Here is a 21,265-nt window from a genome sequence, read left to right on the forward strand (position 1 = left end):
ATGCACACTGTTATTATCTTTTTAGGATTTTATAATTTGCTCTTCGCTGTCTTCCATTTGTTGTTTTGGAGACTTTTCAAATGGAAGGAAGAAGTGCGCAAGCTCAGTTTTGCTAATCGCGGAATTATCCAAATCCTCAATATACAAATAGTTTATTATTTTGTAGCAGTAGCAATAGTTTGTTTTTGTTTTACTAACGAACTTCTCACTACTGATTTAGGTAAGGTTTTCTTACTTGGCAACTCGTTGTTCTGGGCAATACGTTTAGTACAACAATATATATTTCTGAGGAAAAATAGTTTTGTAATTCACTTTTTGGCAGTACTATTTTTGTTAGGAACAGTATTATTTTTATTACCTTTGCTTTATTAAAATCAGTATATACTAACTCCTAACATCTAACACCTAAACAATGGACAATATTTTAGGATACGATACAATAAAGAACTATTTGCAAGCCAGTGTGGAAGCAGGTCGCATTCCACACGCTCAATTATTTGTGGCAGGCGAAGGACAAGGCGCTTTGCCAATGGCAATCGCCTACGCAACTCTCATTCTTTCGCACGATAACCCCAAGGCAAAGGCTCAATGCGCCCAACTCGCTCACCCCGACCTTCATTTTGCTTTCCCCACAGCTATTAATGACAAGGTGAAAAAAGACCCTATTAGTGCTCTCTTTATGGACGAATGGCGCGCTTTTGTAAAAGAACAGCCTTATGGTTCCCTTTTTGATTGGCTCGTGTGCTTAGGTATAGAGAAGAAACAAGCCAACATAGGGGTAAATGAGGCTAAAGAGATTACCAATAAGTTAGCACTGAAATCATTTGAAGGTGGCTTTAAGATAATGATTATCTGGATGGCAGAGAAGATGAATGCCGAAGCCTCTAACAAGCTTCTTAAACTCCTCGAAGAACCCGCCGACAAAACAGTCTTTCTCTTGGTGGTAGAAGAAGAAAATGCCCTATTAGACACTATCAAATCTCGTTGCCAAATCCTGCGTTTCCCGCCCCTAAGTGAGAATGCTATTAAAGAAGCCCTCGTAGAACGTGGTTTAGCTGATGCCGAAGCGACCAAAATAGCTCTACGCGCTCAAGGAAATTTCAACAAAGCCCTCCAACTGATGAACAACAAAGAAAGCGAAGAAGCCATTTTTGAGCGTTGGTTTATTGCGTGGGTGCGCACAGCCTACCGCGCGCGTGGTAACAAAGCCTCTATACAAGGACTCTTGCAGTGGAGTGACGAAATCAATACCGTAGGGCGGGAGGCGCAAAAACAGTTTTTGCAATACTGCGCTGAGGTGTTCCGTCAGGCATTCCTACTGAACTATACCGCCTCTGGTTTGGTATATATACAATTCGCCGACCCTACTTTCCAACTTGCTAAATTTGCCCCTTTTATTCACGGCGGTAATATCGAGGCAATACACAACCTCCTCGAAGAAGCCCAGTTACACGTAGAGCGCAATGGCAATGGCAAAGTTATTTTCACCGATTTAGCCATCAAACTCACCCGACTATTACACACTAAGCAATGAGACAATTTCCTAATTTTCTAATCTGCTAATTTTCTAATTTGAAATTATGTTAACCGCAATTTCCCCTATCGATGGTCGTTATGCCGATAAAACGACCTCCCTTGTGCCTTTCTTCTCCGAAATGGCACTTATTCGTTATCGTGTGCAAGTGGAAGTAGAGTACTTTATCGCTCTATGCGAACTCCCCCTGCCTCAACTCGCCGATTTCCCTAAGGAAAGATACACCGACCTTAGAAGACTCTACCAAAATTTCACCGAAGAGGAAGCTCTAAAAGTAAAAGAAATAGAGCAAACTACCAATCACGATGTAAAAGCGGTTGAATATTTCATTAAAGAGGCTTTTGATAAACTGCAATTAGGAAAATACAAGGAGTTTATCCACTTTGGTCTCACCTCTCAGGATATCAACAATACCGCTATTCCACTTAGCATCAAGGAAGCTGTACAACAAGTGTATTTGCCTGCCTTGGAGCAATTGCTCAGCAAACTGAAAAGTTTAGTAACCCAATGGAAAGATATCCCTCTACTAGCGCGCACTCACGGTCAGCCGGCATCTCCTACGCGTTTAGGCAAGGAGTTCGAGGTGTTTGTCGTTCGTATGGAACAGCAGTTACAAACCCTTATAGCAGTGCCTTATGCTGCCAAATTTGGGGGAGCTACCGGTAACTACAACGCTCATAAAGTAGCCTATCCTAATATCGATTGGAAGGCTTTCGGCACTCGCTTTGTAGAGGAAATATTAGGCTTACACCATTCTTTCCCCACTACCCAAATTGAGCATTACGACCATTTAGCCGCTCTTTTCGATGCTCTCAAACGCATCAATACGATTCTCATCGATTTAAACCGCGATGTTTGGACATATATCTCTATGGATTACTTCAAACAACAGATAAAAGCTGGCGAGGTAGGCTCTTCGGCTATGCCTCATAAGGTAAACCCTATTGATTTTGAAAACTCCGAAGGTAATTTAGGCATAGCCAACGCTCTTTTAGAGCATTTATCGGCAAAATTACCTATTTCCCGTCTACAACGCGACCTCACCGATAGTACAGTATTGCGCAATGTAGGTGTGCCTTTTGGTCATATACTCATAGCCCTGCAATCTACCCTCAAAGGACTCAATAAACTTCTTTTAAATGAGGATAAAATCCGCGAAGACTTGCAAGACCATTGGGCAGTAGTAGCCGAGGCTATCCAAACGATTTTGCGTCGAGAAGGCTATCCTAACCCCTATGAAGCCCTCAAAGCCCTCACGCGTACCAATACCGCTATCACTGCCAAGACTATCAGCAACTTCATCGATACCTTGGAAGTAAATGAAGATGTAAAGGCAGAACTAAAAGTTATAACGCCCGAAAACTATACGGGAGTTTAAAACAACAGCCACAATATCCAATAAAAAAGCCTACTTAAAATTTCAAGTAGGCTTTTCTTTTTTATTAATACTTCATCTCTTAAAAATCTACTGTTACCCCTAACTTCTCAGCAATAATCGCATTGATATAGCCCGAAAGGGCTGGAATGCTTACGCTCTCCAATACGGTATTTGCAAAAGCATAGGTGAGTAAGGCAGAGGCTTCTTTTTTGCCTATCCCACGTGTTTGCAAATAGAATAAAGAGTCTGCACTGAGAGAACCTACGGTACAGCCGTGTGAGCACTTCACATCATCGGCAAAGATTTCGAGCTGGGGCTTGGTGTATACCGTTGCTTTATCAGAGAGAAGGATATTGTCGTTCTGCTGATAAGCATTCGTTTTCTGGGCGATTTGCTCCACCATTATCTTACCGTTGAACACATTGGTGGCTTCATCATTTACGATACTCTTATAATCTTGATGACTCTCACAGTTAGGATATGCGTGGTTCACCAGCGTATAATGGTCGGTGTGTTGCGTAGCTTTGAGAATGCTCAACCCTTTGAGAGTAGATTCTAAATGCTCGCCTTGGTGATAGAAATTGAGGTTGTTGCGAGTGAGTGTCCCACCAAACGAGAAGGTATGTACGCTGGCGTGGCTGTTTGCCTCTTGCGAAATATAGGTGTTATCGATAAGGGAAGCGGTAAGACTATCGTTTTGCAATTTGTAATAATCAAGGAAAGCATCTTTGGCTACAAATGCCTCGGTTACCGCATTGGTAAGGATAGCTGTCGAGATATCTGATAAGTTTTGGTGAACTTCAATAACTTTGAGCTGTGCATTCTCACCCACTGCAATAATATTGCGTGGTTGGTAGCAAGTGGTTTCTTTTCTGTCGTTGAAATATAGCAACTGTATGGGTTTATCTACCACTCTTCCCTTGGGTACTTCTATATAAATCCCTTCTGAGGCAAAAGCGGTATTGAGAGCGGTAAATACATCGCCTTTTTCGGTATTGGCGTTGAAGTATTTTTTAATAAACGCTTCTCCACCCTTGTGTAATGCTTCTAATAGAGGTGTAACAGTAACGCCTGTGAGCTCTTTGCTCGACATTTCGGGGCAGTAGTAACCGTTTACAAATACAAGCTGATAACAATCCGCGATAGCGTACTTGTGCAACACTTCGGGTGAGAGGGTTGTTTTATTATAAATAGGTCGCCACAAGCTGTAATCAGTAGCTTGGAGGTTAGAGAGTGAGGTGTATTTCCACGCTTCTACTTTCTTATGTGGGAAACCTTTTTCGGCAAAGAAACTAAGGGCTCCTTTGCGAATATCTTTTAATATATCGCCTTTATGTGGGAACTGCTCAAAAGTAGCTACCCATTTGTCTTTTAAATTCATAGTCTAATTTGCTTATCCTTTCAGCCAATCATAACCTTTAGCTTCCAATTCTAAGGCGAGGTTTTTGTCGCCTGTTTTTACGATTTTACCATCGGAAAGCACGTGTACATAATCGGGGACGATGTAGTCTAAGAGGCGTTGGTAGTGGGTGATAACGAGCACTGCGTTGTTTTCGTTTTTGAGTTTATTCACCCCATTAGCTACAATGCGTAGGGCGTCGATGTCGAGCCCAGAGTCGGTCTCGTCTAAAATAGCTATTTTGGGTTCGATCATTGCCATTTGAAAGATTTCGTTGCGTTTCTTCTCACCGCCAGAGAATCCTTGGTTGAGGGAACGCGAAAGGAAGTCAGGATTGATTTCTAGAAGGGCGGCTTTTTCGCGTATTTTTTTGAGAAGTTCAGCAGCAGGCATATCGGGTAATCCTTGTGCCTTGCGACTCTCGTTAATAGCGGTTTTGATGAAGTTGGTTACTGATATTCCAGGGATTTCTACAGGGTATTGGAAAGACATAAAGATACCTTTATGTGCGCGCTCTTCGGGGGCATCTTCTAACAGACTTTCGCCATTGAGGAGGATATCACCCTCTGTTACCTCAAAGTTTTCGTTACCCGCAATCACCGCCGAAAGAGTAGATTTGCCCGCTCCATTAGGTCCCATAATGGCGTGTACTTCGCCCGCTTTTATTTCTAAGTCAATCCCTTTGAGGATTTCTTTGCTGTCCACACCTGCGTGGAGATTTTTTATTATTAACATTTTAATTGAGTTTAGTGATACTTCTCTCCTAACTATAAAGTATAATACAGCTTGTATTAGTATTCATATTTTTCAATACTACTATCATATCCGAACATCACTTTGGTAATTTTAGTAGCGTAACCTTGCGGATTATTAGCTTCATTTTTATATTCAGTTAAATATGGAGTGCCTGTAGTAAGTCCTAAACTGGGGTTTTTAGGGTCTTTTGGTACTTGGGTTAGTTTAGTTTGTTTCACTACAAGGTTTTTGCTATTAGTGGCTTCATAAAGCTCATAAAAGAGGTAGTCATCTAAAGGAGTGTTTGCTAACGTGACAAGTTGTATTTGCAAGTCTCTCTTGGGGTTTTTCTTCTGCAGGTCATACTCATATTGAAAGGTCTCTCTAAGAAAAACTACTCCTCCGTCATTGAGTTTATCTATTACTTTCTTTATCAAGTTACCTTCTGGACTAAAAGTATAGGTTTTTCTGTCGTGTCCAGAAGCACCCGTTGCGACCACAGTATGGGCATCTGGGTAGGTAAGTTTGTAAACGATTGAAGGAGAAAATTCACTTAGTTTCCCATCTTTGTAGCCAAAAGTAATAGACATAGGATGCTTTCCTATTCTACTTTTTCTAATTTCAGTAACTTGGTCTTGGTCATTGAAACTAAATTCTACAACTCCTTGAGCTATACCATCTTTATCAATATCTATTCTGGCAGGAAGCTTTTTACCTTTTAGGGGTTTAATAATCAAATGTTTGACTTCCTTTCGCTTTGAACGATAAGTTTTAAACTCTCTTGCTTCCTTAATAAATCCGTCCTCTATGGTGTAAACCATTTCGGAGATATCATCCTTTGAACGCTCTATGATGTACTTAGTAGGCAATAATGTCTTTTCTTCTAACGGGTCAGGAGTTTTTTTATTGTTATTATTGTTATTGTCATCATCACTTTTGTGGCAAGCAACTCCAATGAGAGCAAGACTTGCTAAAATTAACAGCTTTCTCATAACGATTTTTTAATTAAATTAGGGAGCAAAGGTAGTCTTTTTTGACGTAACAGACAAAAAATATTTCTCCTATCTCCTCCTTATATTCGTGCCACATACGTAATATAAACGTGGTACAGACATCTCCTATACTTATCGTAAATAACCTAATTTCTTTAAGAACCTCTCTATGGGGAAATTTAGCCCGCCCTGCTAGTGCAAGCGTTTCGTTCCTACTCTCACCATATCATCACTAAGGTACCTATGGTAATGAGTGAGGCACCTATCACCGATTTAAGGGTGAAGTCCTCGTGTAGGAAGATAATAGCCAAAACAAAGGTGATGGCGACACTTAGTTTATCTACCGAAACAACTTTGGTAGTTTCTCCCATTTGCAGGGCTTTGTAATAGCACAACCACGATGCCCCTGTGGCAATTCCTGAGAGGATAAGAAAGAGCCAACTGCGCTGGCTTATCTGGGCAATATTATGCTGACTTTGGGTGATGAAAACCATTGCCCACGCCAGCAACACAACTACCACTGTGCGGATAGCGGTCGCTACATTAGAATTGACCCCTTCAATGCCTATTTTGGCAAGAATAGCGGTAAGAGCAGCAAAGATAGCCGAAAGTAGTGCAAAAACGAACCACATCATACATTATTTTGTGACAAAGGTAAGTATAATTTACTAATTAGCAATTAGCAAATTATCTAATCTGCTAATTTATAAATATGTAAGGCATCCGCTTGGTGGAGCGGGGTAACAGTAATATCGGTGATTTGAACTTTATCTGGCAGATTGACGATATAGGCTATGGTGTCGGCTATATCTTCGGCATATAGGGGCGTGATACCCTTATACACATTCTCGGCTTTCTGCTCATCGCCTTTGAAACGCACCTTGCTGAAATTGGTCTCTACCAACCCTGGTTTTACGGTCGTTACCTTCAGCTTCTTGTCCATTAGCTCTATACGCATCGCATCGCTTAGGGCTTTTACGGCAAACTTGGTCGCACAATAAATACTGCCATTGGGGTAAGCTATCTCACCCGCTACCGACCCGACGTTCACTATCGTTCCCACCTTTTCGGTGGCAATCATTAACGGAATCACACTGTTGGCAATATAGGTAAACCCTTTGATGTTAGTGTCAATCATCTGGTCTATATCTTCTATGGCGTAAGTATAGAGGTGTTGCAATCCTATTGCCAAGCCCGCATTGTTGATGAGTATATCTATTTGTTGCCATTTTTCGGGTAAGGACTGGATATTTTTCGCCACCTCTTGATAGTTTCTCACGTCGAAAGCTAAGGTTATAACCTCCACCGCGTGTTCTTTTTCGAGTTGGGCTTTCAGTTCTGCTAATACCTCAGCCCGACGAGCGCAGAGAATCAAATTGACGCCCATTTGTGCCAATTTTTCAGCTACTGCTTTACCTATCCCACTACTGGCACCCGAGATAAAAGCTATTTTCCCTTTGATACGATTTGTTCCCATAGTTATTCACATATTTTATTCATTATTTCCTCTGCGGTAGGCTCGTGGTAGTTCCCATTCGTAATCAAAAGTATTCACTCAAAAGAGTCTCACTTGCCCTTTCTCTCTTGAGGTCTCAAACTGCCACGCTTTTTTACTTATAGCCTATCAAAATTCATTTACAATCTATTTTTGTTTGACTCTAAAAAAGCAAAGCCTTTATTTTTGCTTATTTTTTTATCGAATTTCTATAGCGTGAGCTACATACACTTCCTCTTATCATTAATCATTAACCATTAATCACTAACCATTAATCATTTTTCTACCTCTTTTTCACTTTGCTCCTCTCTACTTGGGAGAGAGGCTGAAGGTGAAGACTTCCTCATTCTCATATTCAGAAACTCTACCCCTAACGAAAACGCTATCGCAAAGTACAAGTATCCCTTAGGCACAGCGCCCACCGTTTGCCCTGCCAATACCGCTTCCGATAGGTGCATACTCTCAGTAATAAGCATAAAACCAATGAGTATCAAGAACGAAAGTGCTAATATCTGAATCGAAGGATTGCGGTTTACAAAGTTGCCCACAGGGTTTGCAAAAAGCATCATTATGCCCACCGAAAGCACTACCGCTGTAATCATTATATAAATCGCCCCTGTTAGCCCGCTGGTCATTCCCACCGCTGTAAGAATACTATCCATCGAGAAAATAAGGTCTATCAGTAGTATTTGTACAATAGTCCCCCCGAAAGAAGCGTGTTGTCGCCCCTTAGGGTTATCCGATTGTGTAACGTGTTCTATATGATTCACTTTCGCGTGAATTTCCTTAGTCGATTTATAGAGCAAGAAGATACCCCCCGCAAGCAGTATGAGAGCCTGCCCGTTAAAATGAGCTGAAAACCACCCCCAGTCAAGGCTGATAAGCGCGTCTTTCAACCTAATCAGAAACGAAATACCCAATAAAAGAGCAATGCGCAAAAACATCGCCAAGAAAAGCCCTAAGCGTGTAGCGCGCTTACGTTGATGTTCGGGCAGTTTCCCCGTAACGATAGAGATAAATATCACGTTATCAATCCCCAATACAATTTCGAGAAACGTAAGAGTAATAAGCGCCACAAGGGCATCAGCAGTAAAAAGAAAATCCATTTTATTCTTAGTTTTTAAAACGCAAAGATAAATCAAAAATTGAATATGAATACAACCCAAAGCTCAAAATAATAAAATTCTTATTCAATTACATCTCATTATAAGAAAAGTTTCCCGTCACCATACTCCCCCTCTCCTTGGGAGAGGGACGGGGTGAGGATTCTCTTTCTTTCGCCTCGAAACCCCGTTTTTAACATTTTTAGTGCTATTGTATGATATTATGAATCAATTATTTATATACCCTTTCTATACCAATCGTCCAAGATTCGTATAAGCTTCCTATAAGCTCTCTATAAGCTAACCCCACCCTCCTCACAGCCTTTTTTCACCAAAATTTCTCTCAGCTCTCTTCCGAATCTCTCCGATATCTTCCGAATACTCCTAACAGTATCAACACATCGCTTTTTCATCTCAAACTTTGTCAAAGTTAATAGCCTGTCGTGCTACGACTGCCTGTGCGGCTCGCACCTCATTCCCAAATTCTCTCATTTTCTAATTCTCTCATTTTATAATTTTCTAATTCGCTAATTATAGCTATCTTTGCATTTTAATTACTCAAAAAACTATGGCAGATAAACACCATTACAAAGGTCTTACCGATGCGCAAGTCTTTGAAAGTCACCAAAAATACGGTGAAAACTCCCTCTCATCAGTAGAGGGCGAACCGCTTTGGAAACAATTCTTAGAAAAGTTCACCGACCCCATTATCATCATTCTTCTCGTTGCCCTCGTCTTCTCTTTTGGAGTATCTACTTATGAATATGTGGTGCATAATGAAGGTTTCGATGCTTTCTTAGAGCCCATAGGGATTCTCTTTGCTGTACTCTTGGCTACAGGTGTCGCTTTCTATTTTGAACATAAAGCCAATAAACAATTCGAAATTCTCAATCAGGTAAACGACGAGATTTACTATAAAGTCATTCGCAACGAACACATTACACAAGTGCTCAAAAAGGATATTGTAGTAGGCGATATAGTGATTTTGGAAACCGGAGAAGAAGTACCCGCCGATGGCGAGCTCCTCGAAGCCGTATCAATGCATATCAACGAGTCTACCCTTACCGGAGAACCTTTGGTACACAAAACCACCAATCCAGCCGATTTTGAGGCAGAAGCTACTTACCCTTCTAACTACGTTTGTCGCGGTACTTCGGTATCCGATGGTCACGGTATTTTTGAAGTGAAAAAGGTCGGCGATGCTACCGAATATGGCAAAGTGTTCGAAGGGGTTCAGATAGACAACACAGTGAAAACTCCCCTCAACGAACAGTTGGATAAACTCGCAGGAATGATTACCAAAATCAGTTACGCCATTGCAATTTTGGTGATTGTAGGTCGCCTTATTCTATATTTTACGCTTCCTGCTCATAACATAAACCAAATCGATTGGATTGATTTTGGTCACTATCTTCTCAATACAGCGATGATTGCTATTACTGTGGTGGTAGTTGCGGTACCCGAAGGCTTACCGATGAGTGTTACCCTCAGTTTGGCTTATAGTATGCGCAGTATGATGGCTACCAATAACCTCGTGCGCAAGATGCACGCTTGTGAGACGATGGGCGCTACTACCGTGATTTGTACCGATAAAACGGGTACGCTCACCCAAAACCAAATGACTATCTACGAAACTTATTTCAATCGTTTTACAGATGAACAATTAGGTGAAAAACTCATCGCCGAATCAATGGCGGTGAACTCTACGGCTTACCTCGATTTTACTGATAAAGAAAAACCAAACGTGCTGGGGAATCCTACCGAAGGAGCGCTCCTATTGTGGCTCTACGGCAAAGGAACTAACTACTTGCCCATACGCGAAGGGAGTGAAGTGCTTAACCAACTCACTTTTTCTACCGAACGCAAATATATGGCTACTTTGGTGCAATCACCAGCGTTGGGCAAACCGGTATTGTACGTAAAAGGAGCTCCCGAAATCGTAATGACTTTTTGCTACGAGGGTGGTAAATTCCTTTCCGATATTCCACAAGCCGATTTCGAGGCAAAACTATTACAATACCAAAACCAAGCGATGCGCACTATTGGTTTTGCATATAAAGTAATCGACGACCCGAATACGGTAATATCCAAAAATGGTAAGTTAGTGGTAAATGGCTTAAATTTTATAGGTATTACCGCTATTTCTGACCCCGTACGCCCTGATGTGCCTGCTTCTATTGAAGAGTGTTTGCACGCAGGCATTCAGGTGAAGATTGTAACCGGTGATACACCAGGCACCGCTCGCGAAATCGCCCGCCAAATACATTTGTGGGACGATACTTGCACCGAGCGCAACCAAATCACCGGCGTAGAATTTGCCGCAATGAGCGATACCGAACTCTTAGACCGCATTACCGACCTACGTGTGATTTCACGCGCACGTCCGCTCGACAAAGCACGCCTCGTGAACCTATTGCAACAAAAAGGCGAAGTTGTAGCCGTAACCGGTGATGGTACCAACGATGCACCAGCCCTCAAAGCTGCCCAAGTAGGTCTTTCAATGGGCGACGGAACCTCAGTAGCCAAAGAAGCTTCTGATATCACTATCTTGGACAACTCGTTCAGTAGTATCGGTAAAGCCGTAATGTGGGGGCGTTCACTCTATTTAAACATTCAGCGTTTTATCCTCTTCCAGATGACTATCAATGTGGCAGCGTGTATCATCGTGCTCATTGGGGCATTCTTAGGGGTAGAGTCACCGCTTACCGTAACTCAAATGCTCTGGGTGAACCTCATTATGGATACCTTTGCGGCATTAGCGTTAGCGTCCTTACCACCGAGCAATCGCGTAATGAACGATAAACCTCGTGCGCGTGGTGCTAATATCATTACAAAACCAATGACGAAAGGCATTTTTGGTGTAGGAGGATTCTTTGTAGTGTTGCTTTTTGGTTTCATTCAGTACTTTAAAAATGAGGATATCACCAGTCTCACTCAATTCTCAATTACTGATTATTTCAGTCATTTCTTTCACTTCGGAACACCCAAAAACGGACTATCGGCTTATGAACTTTCCTTGTTCTTCTCGATATTCGTGTTCTTGCAATTCTGGAATATGTTCAATGCCAAAGCTTATCGTACTGGCAAGAGTACTTTTTATAATATAGGCAAGAGCCAAGGTTTTATACTTATTGCTACGGTGATTGTCATCGGTCAAGTGTTTATCACTACTTTTGGTGGACAGATGTTCAATGTAACCCCACTCAAGCTCACTGATTGGACAATCATCATTGGCGCTACCAGCCTCGTACTCTGGACAGGAGAAATTCTCAGAGCCATAAAAACAGAAAAGTAATAGTTACATACTTAGCCAAAGTTTGAAACTTTGACTAAGTTGATTACCTTGATAATCAAAATCCTTTAGTTACATTGTAAGGGCGATTGGCAAATCGCCCCTACAAAACAAAACTTTCCAGATAAGCTCTTTTTTTTGTATTAAAACTTTGCTGATTTGCTAATTTTCTCCTATCTTTGCCCCAATATTAACTTAAAAAATAAATAAAATGAAAAAAACATTTTACAGCCTTATTGCTATTGCAGTAACATTAGTAACTTTTACTGCTTGCTCTTCTGATGGAGGAGGTAATTAAAACCTAAAAATAATCATTAAAACATCAACAATATGACTTTTTTTAAGACTCTCTTAGCCACTATCCTCGGATTCTTTATCTCTATGGGGATATGTTTTATTCTTTTCCTCATCTTCATTTCTGTGATGATAAGCTCAGTGGTAGGTGGTGCCAAAGGTGAAGAAGTGAGTGTGAAGGACAACTCTGTACTCGAACTCTCTTTTGAAGAACCATTAGTAGACTACGGCGAGCGCATAACCTTTAAGGATTTCGACTATACCTCTGAATCCTATAACGGACTTAATGCAACTCTCAAAGCTATTGAGAACGCCAAAACCGACAAGCGTATCAAAGGTATTTACCTCAAAAGTACGGGTAACATCGGCGGATTAGCTTTCGCTCAAGAACTTCGCAAGGCTTTGGAGGATTTCAAGACTTCTGGCAAATTCGTCTTAGCTTATAGCGATGAAATTTCCCAACTCGATTACTATCTCCAAACCGTAGCCGATAAGGTGTATATTAGTCAGCTTGGAAGTGTTGCTCTCCGAGGTCTCTCTTCTGAAGTCCTTTTCTTCAAAGGGCTCCAAGAAAAAAGTGGTGTACAAATGGAAGTGATTCGCCACGGTAAATACAAAAGCGCTGTAGAACCTTTCTTAGACAATAAGATGAGCGATAACAACCGCAAGCAACTCACCGAATTACTCTCTGCTATGTGGAACGTCATCGTTACCGATATCGCTAAAAGTCGTAATATTCACGTAGAAAAACTCAATGAAATAGCTACCAATGTAGGCGGACGTACTGCACAGTTAGCTAAAAACAACGGACTCATAGACGGCATTCTTTTCCGTGATGAATTCGAACAAATCATCTGTGATAAAACCGGTAGTAAAAGTATTGATAAGGTTGATTTTATCAATATTGAAGATTATGCCGAAGCCGTAGTAGGCAAAGTAGCGGGCAAACACTCCAAAAATAAAATAGCTGTTATCTATGCCGATGGTCAGATTATGCAAGGCGAAGGACGTGCCGAAATCGTAGGTAATGAAACCATTATCCGTGCCTTGCGCAAAGCCTCTGATAATAAAGATATAAAAGCTATTGTGCTTCGTATCAATTCCCCTGGTGGCGATGCCTTAGCCTCTGAATTGATGCACCGAGAAATCGAAGTTACTAAAAAGAAGAAAAAGGTATATGTTTCTATGGGTAACTATGCCGCTTCAGGAGGCTATTATATTGCGTGCAATGCTAATCGCATTTTTGCAGAAGCAGGTACTATCACCGGTTCTATTGGGGTGTTTGGGGTAATTCCTAATGTAAATGCCTTAGCTACCAACTGGGGTATAAATGCCGAAACTGTAAGCACTCACCCCAACGCTCAGTTTTATAGTGTATTCCAAAAACCTACTGAACAATTTAAAAAAGAAATGACCGAATCTATCGAGCAAGTGTATACTGTATTTTTAGACCGTGTAGCCAAAGGGCGTGGTAAAACGGTTGCCCAAATAGACTCCATTGCACAAGGAAGAGTATGGAGTGGTAAAGAAGCTCTTGCTAATGGTTTGGTAGACGAAATCGGCTCGCTGAACGATGCTATCGCCTACGCTGCTAAAGACAACGGACTCAAAGAATATCGCACCGTTTCTTACCCTACTTTCGAAATGGACTTTAAAGCAATGTTCCGCCGTTTTGGAGCGAATCTGAGAGGTGAGAACTTGCGCAATGAGATGGGTGTAGAAGCTTATGAAGTCTATCAGCAGGTGAAACATATCGCTCAGCAACGTGGAGTGCAAGCCCATTTAGAATACGATGTGAAACTGAAATAGTTATAAAAATTAACACAATATTAACACCTAAAAACTTGCTTAGTTCATTTTAAAGAAGTACATTTGTACAGTGAAATTCTAAATAGATGAAGTTATGAAACGAGCTACGTTTGAATATACCACAATGATTTTATCGAAAGTGAGTTTCGACCCTAACCTATTTTGTAAGGAACTTAAAAAAGCTATTGACAGGTTATTACCTTATGAAATAGAAGAATTGAAAGTTTGGTTAGATGACTACACCAAAAATAAGCCCGAACTGATGCAGTGTATGGTGCTTATGGATAAATGATAACAAAAGCTGCCTACTCTCGTAGGCAGCTTTATTTCTTAAAAATGAACATCACTAGTACTCAAAATCCCCTGATAAAGAAAATAGTTCTTCTCAGCGAGAAATCGCGTGAGCGTAAAAAAGAAGGAATATGTGTAGTAGAAGGTGGCCGCGAGATACGCTTAGCCCTTGAAGGAGGCTACACTCTCGAAACATTGCTATATCAGCCTGAGATTTTTGCAGAAGAACACTTGCTAAAACTTCTTAGCCATACAGCTCAAAGAGTAAATCCTATCGCTATTAGCAAAGAAGTATACCAAAAGATTAGTTATCGCAGTTCTACTGAGGGGGTTATTGCCTTAATACAGACTAAAAAGCACAGTTTAGACACGCTAGCTTTTGTAACCGACTCTCCTTTGTTATTGGTAGCTGAAGCTCCTGAAAAACCAGGGAATATAGGGGCTCTCCTTCGCACTGCTGATGCTGCTAATATAGATGCTGTGATTATTGCCAATCCTAAAACTGACCTGTACAACCCTAATATTATACGCTCGAGCGTGGGGTGTGTGTTTACTGTTCCTATCGCAACGGGTAGTACTACTGAAGTGATTGATTTCCTCAAAGCCAAAGGTATCGATAGCTATTGTGCTGCTCTTACAGCCTCTAAACCTTACTACGAAGTATCGTTTGAGGAAGCCAGTGCTATCGTAGTAGGTACGGAAGACCAAGGTCTTACAGAGGAATGGCTTACCCATAGCACTCAGAACATCATTATCCCAATGGAGGGCGTAATCGACTCTATGAATGTATCAGTTGCTGCTGCGGTGCTTATTTTTGAAGCGAAAAGACAAAGGGTAAATCTTAATTAATAAAATATTTATAGAGAACAAGAGCTCCACTTAGCTTGCTAAGTGGAGCTCTTTGTTATTATTTGTGTTCGTGTAGTCCGCATTCTTTTTTACTATTGCTTTCCCACCACCAACGACCTGCACGAAAATCTTCACCCTCTTTGATAGCACGAGTACAAGGGGCACAGCCTATGCTCACAAAACCTTTGTCGTGTAGCACATTATAAGGAATGTTATGTGCCTTGATAAAGGCTTTGGTATCTTCAAACGTCCAATGGAGGATAGGATTGTATTTAAAGAGCTGGTAAGTATCGTCCCATTCGAGTATAGGGAGGTCTTTACGAGCATTACTTTGGTCGGCACGCAAACCTGTTACCCATACTTTCTTACCTTTTAGCGCTCGGCTAAGAGGTTCAACTTTGCGTATATGACAGCACTCTTTACGCAGTTCTACTGAGCGATAAAAAGACAAAGGACCATTTTTGTGTACATATTCTTCTATATCGTGTGTTTTGGGATAATAAGGCAAAATATGTGTATTGTAGCGCTGTTCAGTACTTTCCCAAACTGAGTAAGTTTCGTTGAACAAGCGACCGGTATCTAAGGTGAAAATACTGATAGGAATTTGGTTTGCGAGAATGAGGTGAGTAATAGCTTGGTCTTCTAACCCAAAGCTAGTTGAAAAAACTATCTCATTAGGAAATTGTTCAGCTAAAAAAGCGAGGCCTTCTTCTTCTGTTTTTTTTAAGAGAGCGTTATGTAATGTTGTTAATCGTTCTTTCATAGTGTTATTTATTGTCAGCAAAAGTGAGATAAGGCATAATTTCTTTTATAGGTACTTTCACTTCAAAAGGCGTATCTACATAAGGAGCTATCTCAAAAGGTTCATAGAACAAAATGAGAGCATCGGCTGCTACACCCATTTGGTTAGGAAGACGAAAGGTTCCATCTTCAAAATAAAACTTCTTATCATCTAAAGGAGTGATGGTGGCGTTTTGTTGTGCTTTCTCAAAATAACGTTTGGCTATTTGGGTTACTTTTTCTTCATCGGTAAAGAGGTTTTCATTGGTAATTACTTCACCATTATCTAACGCAAAGTGAGTGAAAACTTTGGTTTGTATGGGTTGTGCTTCACCGGTAAAAGCATAACGGTTGGACACTAAAGAGAGCATCTTACTGTTTTGCCACATAATGCTATCGGTAGCGATAAACTCGAAAGCAGGGAGCTCAGGGAAATGTTCGTGAAGCTTATAGTAATCTTTTGTAAGACTATCTAAAGCTTTTTCTATACTGATACCTTCCACTTGTAGAGAGTCGTCGTTGGAAAGGAGAAAATTGGAGAGTTGTAGCTCTATTTCTTGATTGAAATTCTTAGCAAACTCGCTATTACCGTTGCAATATAGATAGTTTAGGCTTACAGAGAAACAGTTATCTTCGCAATTCTCATCGCTACGTTCTATAGTTTTCTCTTCAAAGCTGATTTTTTGAGTACGGGTATAGTGACGGTAAATGCAGTAACCGCAGTAACCGATTATTATAATGAATATAAGACCTAAAATAAGGCTTAATTTTTTCTTGTTCATATTTAATTATTTCTATATCTTATTTTTCTTTTTGTATGAAGAATATTGATAACATAGACCCTTTCTTTAATTTTACTTCTTTTTGAATATCTTCCCAAGAGAAGTTGTTGGCTTCATTTCCTGTAAGTATATCTTCCTCAAGTTCTTTTAAATCCTGTGCCAAGATTTCTTTTTGCTTTTCTGAAATTTCATATACACTTTCAATATCAGCTTCATTATAAAGCATCTGATTATACTGTTCAACAGGAATGACAGCTAAAATATCTTTTCCTTGCTTATCTTTGATGTATTGTACTGTTGTATTCATCTTTTTTTAATTTCCATTCACATAAATATTTCGGCAAACCATTGCTGATAGGTTGATTTGTTTGTCGTTTACTAGTAGAGTCATAGAGTTGTCGAAAGGTTCTTTGCTGAGTACTTCTATTTCGTTGCCAAGAGCTATATTCATTTTGTTGAGGTAAACGAGAAATTCCTTAGAGGTGTTCTTTACCGCTGCACATATACCTTTATCGCCTTGTTTGAGCTCGCTTAATAGGGTTTGAATAGTGGTGGTAAAAACGCCTTCTTTGTTAGGAATCGGGTCGCCGTGGGGGTCTTTTTTAGGAAAATCGAGGAAAGCATCGAGGCGCTCTATAAGTTTTTCTGACTGTATATGTTCTAACTCTTCGGCTATTTCGTGCACTTCGTCCCAAGAGAAATTGAGTTTTTCGACTAAGAATACTTCCCAAAGACGATGTTTGCGAATGATAGCAATAGCTTTTTGCGTACCTTTTTTAGTGAGTGTTACCCCTTGATATTTTACATAGTTGATGAGCCCCTTATCGGCTAACCTTTTAAGCATATCGGTTACTGATGAAGCTTTGGTATTCATCACTTCGGCAATAGCATTGGTGTTCACCTCTTCTTTCTTTTCGTTATAAAGGTGAAAGATAGCTTTCAAGTGGTTTTCTTCAGATAAGGTCATTTTGCTTTGTTTTTAAGAGAAAAACCGCCTTTTACAGCGGTTCTATTACTAAATGCATCAGCTATTTTCTAATTCAGTAAAGAGAGCTTTTAGCTCGGTAGCGTCGTGCGGACTGAGTTTACCTGCAAGCACAAGACTCAGTTGGCGACGTTGTAGGGCACCGTCGTAACGTTCTTTTTCGAGCTGGGTTTCTGGCTCTATCTCAGGTACTTTTACGGGGCGACCATTTTCGTCTACTGCTACGAAAGAGTAAATCGCCTCGGTAGCTTTGGTACGTTCGCCATAGATATTTTCCATCCACACATCGATATATACTTCCATAGAAGTAGAGAAAGCGCGAGAGATGGCGGCTTCGACCGTTACGATGCTTCCTATGCGTATGCTGTGAGTAAAAGCCACGTGGTTTACCGATACGGTAACGGTTAAACGCCCAGAGTGACGTTGTGAGGCAATACTAGCAGCTCTATCCATACGGGCGAGGAGTTCACCTCCAAACAGAGCGTTGAGGTGATTGGTTTCGCCTGGGAGTACGAGGTCGGTGAGTATAGTACGTGAGTCAGAAGGTTTTTTCTTGAGTTTCATCATTATTTTAGGGTTGAGTTAGTATCCAGCCACCGTCGAGTTTTTTCTCTTCTTTAGAGTTTTGCACTTCTTTTTGTTGTAGTTTAGCTTCGTCCATAGAATCGAACCCGCCATAACTTACTTGGTACAAACCTCTGGCGTTCATTCCTAATACGAAAGCGTTTTTATACCCTAACTTTTGGAGTTGTTTTACTCGGGTTTCTGCGTTTTTCTCGTCTTTAAAAGCCCCTGCAATCACTTGGTATTTTTTAGCTGCCATTACCGAATTTGTACGTACAGGGGTAGAGGCTACACCTGAGGTATTGGTTTGAGCGGGCTTAGGTGTTGTAGTGGTTTGTGCCGGTTTAGGCGCAGTGCTGGTTTGCGCTGGCTTAGGCGTAGCAGTAGCTTGTACAGGCGTGTTAGCGGGCTTGGTTGTCGCTACCGTAGTGGCAGCTTGATTAGTGGACTGAGTAGGTTTTTGTTCAGGCTTTACTTGCTCAGGTTTTACTTGTTCGGGCTTTTTAGCCTTTACTTTTTCTACTTGCAAAGGAATAGCAGGGATAGTAATAGGCGGGGTGAACACGGCTGCTTCGCTGAGTTTTTGGTTAAGACGCTCTTGTACTAAGCTGTCAGTAATTGCAAACTGTTGTTCGTTATTGCCATCGTTTACTACTCTTTCGCCGAAGAGCAGGTAAGCTCCATAAGCCAAAAAGGCTAAGCCTACTGAGGCTACTGCTGTATATTTTACATACGGCATTATTTTAGCAGGTTTCTTTTCCTTAGCTGGCGGTGGGGTAGTACCTCTGTGGGTTTTAGGAGTATTGGTTACCACAGGAGCTGTAACTTGGCTCACAGGACTTTCAGTAGGAGTTACTACGGCATCTTCTTCTTCTGGCGGAAGGTTAGGAATGCCGGTATCGGTACTTGAATGGTCGAGTGTAGGACGGATTTGATTTTCTTCTATTTTCAAATCGGAGGCGGTTACTTCGTGAGGTACGAAAGGCGCCATACCGAAAGAATCGGTAAGAAAATTCACGTCGTCAGCGGGTTCGAAAGAGATACGACCTTCGCCGACTAACCTAAGAGTCCCGATTTTTTCGAGATTTAAGGTTTGGTCTTGCTTCAAGATGCGTTTCCACCCTTCGACAGCTAAGTTTACGTAATCTTCTACCAAGTTATACTCGATGCCTGTTTGTTCGGATATATACTTGATGAGCAAGCCGTCATTAGAAGTGAGGCTTGCGTTGAAACTGAGCTCTCGTTTAGGAGGGTCGAACGTTTTATCTTCAGCCATTTGGGCTGATTTTCTATTAGATATAAATGCTCCGAACTTAGGGATAATCACGCATTGGTGTTTGTAGAGCAATTCTTCGATGTATACATTTAGGTCTTTCATAATTCCGATATTTTAAGTTATTAAAATGATGGATTTGCCTTTTGAAACAACAAAGGTACGATATTTTTTTATACCGACCAAGTTTTTTGATAAAAAAGTGGTCTTGCCAAGAATCGAACTTGGATCAAAAGTTTAGGAAACTTCTATTCTATCCGTTGAACTACAAGACCTGTGAGTAATTTTTTGCAAAGGTACGACTTTTTTTGAAACTACGAAAAAATGTGATGAAAGAAGAGAAAAGTGCGAGACATTAGGCCTTAGGCCATAGGCCATAGGCACTAGGAATGCGACGAAAAAGTGACAAGAGGGTGGGAAATTAGGAAATGAGAGAATGAGAGAATTAGCAAATGAGAGAATGAGAGAATTAAGAAATGAGGAGTGATAAAAATAGTTTTTGACAGGTCGGACGTGTCGGACGGAGGTTAGGCGAGATTGAAAACTTTATTGGGGAGGGTCTTTGAGAGTCGGAAGGAAACGGAGAAGAACGGAAGAGAGCTGAGAGAAGTTTTGGTGAAAAAAGGGTGTAAGGAGGGTGGGGTTAGCTTATAGAGAGCTTATAGGAAGCTTATACGAATCTTGGACGATTGGTATAGAAAGGGTATATAAATGATTGATTCATAATATAATACAACAAGGCTAAAAATGTTAAAAACGGGGTTTCGAGGCGAAAGAAAGAGGAATAGGTGATAGGCCTTAGGCCATAGGCACTAGGGGGAGTATGACAGAAAAGAGAATTAACAAATTAGAGAATTTGGAAATTAGCAAATTTGTGGGAGGAGTTTAGTGGGAGTGTGGGGGCGGAAAAAATATCATTATTTGGGTATATAACAGAAAAATAAGTGTATCTTTGCCTTTGGAATTTTATATCTGTGGCAAAATGCAACTTACTTGTATCATTGTAGACGATGAGCCTATGGCGCTCCAACTGCTAGAAAGTTATGTGATAAAGACTCCTTTTCTGAGGTTAGTCGGCAAATTTAGCAATGCTATTGATGTATTGACGTTCTTATATGAAGGTAGTACGCCCGACCTTATCTATATGGATATCCAAATGCCTGAGCTTACAGGGCTCCAGCTTTCTAAAAAGATACCCACCTCTACTAAAATTGTTTTTACTACGGCTTTTGACCAATACGCTATTGAGGGATATAAGGTAAACTCTATTGGATACTTATTGAAACCTTTTGATTATGCTGAGTTTTTGGAGACGGCTCAAAAGGCTTTGCAATTAAGCACACCTTCTGTTACTGAAAAACCGCTCGAAGTAGCGCAGGATTATATGTTTGTAAAGGCGGATTACAAGCAAATAAAGGTGATGTATGATGATATTTTGTATATAGAAAGTCTTAAAGATTACGTAAAAATATACCTCAACAGTCAGCCACAACCTATTGTAACACTGATGAGCTTGAAGAAATTGGAAGAGGAATTACCGGAAGAACGGTTTATGCGAGTGCATAGGTCGTTTATAGTAGCTCTAGACAAAGTAGAAGTGGTGGAGCGCAACCAAATAGTATTTGGCAAACAACGCATTACGATTGCTGAGAATTGTAGGGAGGCGTTTCTGAATAAAATAATGCCTAATGGTCAATAAAAAAAGTTGCT

General features: G+C 40.8%; 20 protein-coding genes and 1 tRNA gene. 8 read left to right on the top strand and 13 right to left on the bottom strand.

Features of this window, described 5'->3' with window-relative positions:
- From HMPREF1320_RS02745 to purB, 3 genes are read left to right on the top strand one after another with little or no spacing between them, the layout of a single operon-like run.
- The gene (locus HMPREF1320_RS02745; RefSeq protein WP_009751523.1) at positions 1-372 is read left to right on the top strand and encodes a hypothetical protein; all 372 of its coding nucleotides are present in this window, start codon (positions 1-3) and stop codon (positions 370-372) included.
- 40 nt (positions 373-412) lie between these two features.
- Positions 413-1,534, top strand: a complete 1,122-nt coding sequence (locus tag HMPREF1320_RS02750) for an ATP-binding protein (protein WP_009751595.1) — start codon at positions 413-415, stop codon at positions 1,532-1,534.
- A 46-nt stretch (positions 1,535-1,580) separates the two neighbouring features.
- The gene (purB, locus tag HMPREF1320_RS02755) at positions 1,581-2,912 is read left to right on the top strand and encodes an adenylosuccinate lyase (RefSeq protein WP_009751570.1); all 1,332 of its coding nucleotides are present in this window, start codon (positions 1,581-1,583) and stop codon (positions 2,910-2,912) included.
- A gap of 79 nt (positions 2,913-2,991) precedes the next feature.
- Here the strand turns inward: purB and sufD are convergent, their stop codons facing one another.
- From sufD to HMPREF1320_RS02785, 6 genes are all read right to left on the bottom strand, one after another.
- Entirely contained in the window at positions 2,992-4,293 is a 1,302-nt protein-coding gene (gene sufD / locus HMPREF1320_RS02760; protein ID WP_009751587.1) for a Fe-S cluster assembly protein SufD, read from the bottom strand.
- Between the two features lie 12 nt (positions 4,294-4,305).
- Positions 4,306-5,046 (bottom strand): Fe-S cluster assembly ATPase SufC, encoded by a 741-nt coding sequence (gene sufC / locus HMPREF1320_RS02765; protein WP_009751503.1) that lies wholly within the window; start codon positions 5,044-5,046, stop codon positions 4,306-4,308.
- A 56-nt stretch (positions 5,047-5,102) separates the two neighbouring features.
- Positions 5,103-6,038, bottom strand: a complete 936-nt coding sequence (locus HMPREF1320_RS02770; RefSeq protein ID WP_009751560.1) for a hypothetical protein — start codon at positions 6,036-6,038, stop codon at positions 5,103-5,105.
- 218 nt (positions 6,039-6,256) lie between these two features.
- Positions 6,257-6,673, bottom strand: coding sequence for an EamA family transporter (locus tag HMPREF1320_RS02775; RefSeq protein WP_009751512.1), 417 nt, complete (start codon positions 6,671-6,673; stop codon positions 6,257-6,259).
- Between the two features lie 56 nt (positions 6,674-6,729).
- Positions 6,730-7,515, bottom strand: a complete 786-nt coding sequence (locus tag HMPREF1320_RS02780) for an SDR family NAD(P)-dependent oxidoreductase (RefSeq protein WP_009751551.1) — start codon at positions 7,513-7,515, stop codon at positions 6,730-6,732.
- Positions 7,516-7,808: 293 nt separating this feature from the next.
- On the bottom strand, positions 7,809-8,639 hold the full coding sequence (locus HMPREF1320_RS02785; protein WP_009751487.1) for a TerC family protein: 831 nt from the start codon (positions 8,637-8,639) through the stop codon (positions 7,809-7,811).
- A 565-nt stretch (positions 8,640-9,204) separates the two neighbouring features.
- Between HMPREF1320_RS02785 and HMPREF1320_RS02790 the strand changes: the two genes are divergently transcribed.
- The 4 genes from HMPREF1320_RS02790 (at position 9,205) to HMPREF1320_RS02805 (ending at position 15,171) form a co-directional block, all read left to right on the top strand.
- A complete protein-coding gene (locus tag HMPREF1320_RS02790; protein ID WP_009751527.1) occupies positions 9,205-11,931 on the top strand; it encodes a calcium-translocating P-type ATPase, PMCA-type in 2,727 nt (908 codons plus the stop codon).
- 327 nt (positions 11,932-12,258) lie between these two features.
- Entirely contained in the window at positions 12,259-14,031 is a 1,773-nt protein-coding gene (gene sppA, locus HMPREF1320_RS02795) for a signal peptide peptidase SppA (protein ID WP_009751573.1), read from the top strand.
- Between the two features lie 94 nt (positions 14,032-14,125).
- The gene (locus HMPREF1320_RS02800) at positions 14,126-14,323 is read left to right on the top strand and encodes a hypothetical protein (protein WP_002675145.1); all 198 of its coding nucleotides are present in this window, start codon (positions 14,126-14,128) and stop codon (positions 14,321-14,323) included.
- Positions 14,324-14,367: 44 nt separating this feature from the next.
- Positions 14,368-15,171, top strand: coding sequence for a TrmH family RNA methyltransferase (locus HMPREF1320_RS02805; RefSeq protein WP_009751567.1), 804 nt, complete (start codon positions 14,368-14,370; stop codon positions 15,169-15,171).
- A 58-nt stretch (positions 15,172-15,229) separates the two neighbouring features.
- Here HMPREF1320_RS02805 and HMPREF1320_RS02810 read toward each other — a convergent pair whose 3' ends face one another.
- The 7 genes from HMPREF1320_RS02810 to HMPREF1320_RS02840 all read right to left on the bottom strand — a co-directional run bounded on the left by HMPREF1320_RS02810 (position 15,230) and on the right by HMPREF1320_RS02840 (position 19,830).
- Positions 15,230-15,934, bottom strand: a complete 705-nt coding sequence (locus HMPREF1320_RS02810) for a phosphoadenylyl-sulfate reductase (RefSeq protein ID WP_009751544.1) — start codon at positions 15,932-15,934, stop codon at positions 15,230-15,232.
- A gap of 4 nt (positions 15,935-15,938) precedes the next feature.
- Positions 15,939-16,733 carry a DUF3298 and DUF4163 domain-containing protein gene (locus HMPREF1320_RS02815; RefSeq protein ID WP_009751604.1) on the bottom strand — a complete coding sequence of 265 codons (795 nt, stop codon included), beginning with the start codon at positions 16,731-16,733 and terminating at the stop codon, positions 15,939-15,941.
- Between the two features lie 19 nt (positions 16,734-16,752).
- Complete coding sequence (locus HMPREF1320_RS02820; protein WP_009751514.1) at positions 16,753-17,040, bottom strand: hypothetical protein; 288 nt, start codon at positions 17,038-17,040, stop codon at positions 16,753-16,755.
- A gap of 6 nt (positions 17,041-17,046) precedes the next feature.
- The gene (locus HMPREF1320_RS02825; protein ID WP_009751504.1) at positions 17,047-17,700 is read right to left on the bottom strand and encodes a metal-dependent transcriptional regulator; all 654 of its coding nucleotides are present in this window, start codon (positions 17,698-17,700) and stop codon (positions 17,047-17,049) included.
- A 57-nt stretch (positions 17,701-17,757) separates the two neighbouring features.
- A complete protein-coding gene (locus HMPREF1320_RS02830) occupies positions 17,758-18,285 on the bottom strand; it encodes an acyl-CoA thioesterase (RefSeq protein WP_015782391.1) in 528 nt (175 codons plus the stop codon).
- Between the two features lie 4 nt (positions 18,286-18,289).
- Positions 18,290-19,660, bottom strand: a complete 1,371-nt coding sequence (locus HMPREF1320_RS02835; RefSeq protein ID WP_009751515.1) for an SPOR domain-containing protein — start codon at positions 19,658-19,660, stop codon at positions 18,290-18,292.
- Positions 19,661-19,758: 98 nt separating this feature from the next.
- Positions 19,759-19,830, bottom strand: a tRNA-Arg gene (locus HMPREF1320_RS02840).
- A gap of 707 nt (positions 19,831-20,537) precedes the next feature.
- Between HMPREF1320_RS02840 and HMPREF1320_RS02845 the strand changes: the two genes are divergently transcribed.
- Entirely contained in the window at positions 20,538-21,254 is a 717-nt protein-coding gene (locus tag HMPREF1320_RS02845; RefSeq protein ID WP_009417386.1) for a LytR/AlgR family response regulator transcription factor, read from the top strand.
- Positions 21,255-21,265 lie beyond the last annotated feature (11 nt).

The sequence above is a fragment of the Capnocytophaga sp. oral taxon 335 str. F0486 genome, assembly GCF_000277665.1.
Taxonomy (GTDB): Bacteria; Bacteroidota; Bacteroidia; order Flavobacteriales; family Flavobacteriaceae; genus Capnocytophaga; species Capnocytophaga ochracea.

Bases quoted from the DNA above. Each gene is read 5' to 3' on its own strand.
- HMPREF1320_RS02745 (WP_009751523.1), top strand. From the start codon at position 1: ATGCACACTGTTATTATCTTTTTAGGATTTTATAATTTGCTCTTCGCT.
- HMPREF1320_RS02750 (WP_009751595.1), top strand. From the start codon at position 413: ATGGACAATATTTTAGGATACGATACAATAAAGAACTATTTGCAAGCC.
- purB (WP_009751570.1), top strand. From the start codon at position 1,581: ATGTTAACCGCAATTTCCCCTATCGATGGTCGTTATGCCGATAAAACG.
- sufD (WP_009751587.1), bottom strand. From the start codon at position 4,293: ATGAATTTAAAAGACAAATGGGTAGCTACTTTTGAGCAGTTCCCACAT.
- sufC (WP_009751503.1), bottom strand. From the start codon at position 5,046: ATGTTAATAATAAAAAATCTCCACGCAGGTGTGGACAGCAAAGAAATC.
- HMPREF1320_RS02770 (WP_009751560.1), bottom strand. From the start codon at position 6,038: ATGAGAAAGCTGTTAATTTTAGCAAGTCTTGCTCTCATTGGAGTTGCT.
- HMPREF1320_RS02775 (WP_009751512.1), bottom strand. From the start codon at position 6,673: ATGATGTGGTTCGTTTTTGCACTACTTTCGGCTATCTTTGCTGCTCTT.
- HMPREF1320_RS02780 (WP_009751551.1), bottom strand. From the start codon at position 7,515: ATGGGAACAAATCGTATCAAAGGGAAAATAGCTTTTATCTCGGGTGCC.
- HMPREF1320_RS02785 (WP_009751487.1), bottom strand. From the start codon at position 8,639: ATGGATTTTCTTTTTACTGCTGATGCCCTTGTGGCGCTTATTACTCTT.
- HMPREF1320_RS02790 (WP_009751527.1), top strand. From the start codon at position 9,205: ATGGCAGATAAACACCATTACAAAGGTCTTACCGATGCGCAAGTCTTT.
- sppA (WP_009751573.1), top strand. From the start codon at position 12,259: ATGACTTTTTTTAAGACTCTCTTAGCCACTATCCTCGGATTCTTTATC.
- HMPREF1320_RS02800 (WP_002675145.1), top strand. From the start codon at position 14,126: ATGAAACGAGCTACGTTTGAATATACCACAATGATTTTATCGAAAGTG.
- HMPREF1320_RS02805 (WP_009751567.1), top strand. From the start codon at position 14,368: ATGAACATCACTAGTACTCAAAATCCCCTGATAAAGAAAATAGTTCTT.
- HMPREF1320_RS02810 (WP_009751544.1), bottom strand. From the start codon at position 15,934: ATGAAAGAACGATTAACAACATTACATAACGCTCTCTTAAAAAAAACA.
- HMPREF1320_RS02815 (WP_009751604.1), bottom strand. From the start codon at position 16,733: ATGAACAAGAAAAAATTAAGCCTTATTTTAGGTCTTATATTCATTATA.
- HMPREF1320_RS02820 (WP_009751514.1), bottom strand. From the start codon at position 17,040: ATGAATACAACAGTACAATACATCAAAGATAAGCAAGGAAAAGATATT.
- HMPREF1320_RS02825 (WP_009751504.1), bottom strand. From the start codon at position 17,700: ATGACCTTATCTGAAGAAAACCACTTGAAAGCTATCTTTCACCTTTAT.
- HMPREF1320_RS02830 (WP_015782391.1), bottom strand. From the start codon at position 18,285: ATGATGAAACTCAAGAAAAAACCTTCTGACTCACGTACTATACTCACC.
- HMPREF1320_RS02835 (WP_009751515.1), bottom strand. From the start codon at position 19,660: ATGAAAGACCTAAATGTATACATCGAAGAATTGCTCTACAAACACCAA.
- HMPREF1320_RS02845 (WP_009417386.1), top strand. From the start codon at position 20,538: ATGCAACTTACTTGTATCATTGTAGACGATGAGCCTATGGCGCTCCAA.